The sequence below is a fragment of the Exiguobacterium sp. BMC-KP genome (assembly GCF_001275385.1).
In the GTDB taxonomy this organism is placed as follows: domain Bacteria; phylum Bacillota; class Bacilli; order Exiguobacteriales; family Exiguobacteriaceae; genus Exiguobacterium_A.
Genome location: NZ_LGIW01000001.1, coordinates 1 through 665 on the forward strand (window position 1 = coordinate 1; position 665 = coordinate 665).

Below are 665 nucleotides of genomic sequence, written 5' to 3' on the forward strand. Positions count from 1 at the left end.
GGCTCGCGCCCTCAAAACTGAAGTCATCAACAAGCATCTGCTAGAACAAGGCCTCGACCGATTAGTATCACTCAGCTCCACATGTCGCCATGCTTCCACCCGTGACCTATCTACCTCATCGTCTCTGAGGGGTCTTTCTTGATTACTCAAAGGGAAATCTCATCTTGGAGGGGGCTTCATGCTTAGATGCTTTCAGCATTTATCCCGTCCGCACGTAGCTACCCAGCGATGCTCCTGGCGGAACAACTGGTACACCAGCGGTGCGTCCATCCCGGTCCTCTCGTACTAAGGACAGCTCTCCTCAAATTTCCTGCGCCCACGACGGATAGGGACCGAACTGTCTCACGACGTTCTGAACCCAGCTCGCGTACCGCTTTAATGGGCGAACAGCCCAACCCTTGGGACCTACTCCAGCCCCAGGATGCGATGAGCCGACATCGAGGTGCCAAACCTCCCCGTCGATGTGGACTCTTGGGGGAGATCAGCCTGTTATCCCCAGGGTAGCTTTTATCCGTTGAGCGATGGCCCTTCCATGCGGAACCACCGGATCACTAAGCCCGACTTTCGTCCCTGCTCGACTTGTAGGTCTCGCAGTCAAGCTCCCTTCTGCCTTTGCGCTCTACGAATGATTTCCAACCATTCTGAGGGAACCTTTGGGCGCCTCC

At 55.6% G+C, this 665-nt stretch carries 1 rRNA gene; it reads right to left on the reverse strand.

The annotated features are described in order from the left end of the window. Positions 1-41: 41 nt before the first annotated feature. Positions 42-665, reverse strand: a 23S ribosomal RNA gene (locus ADM98_RS00005); the annotation flags it as partial.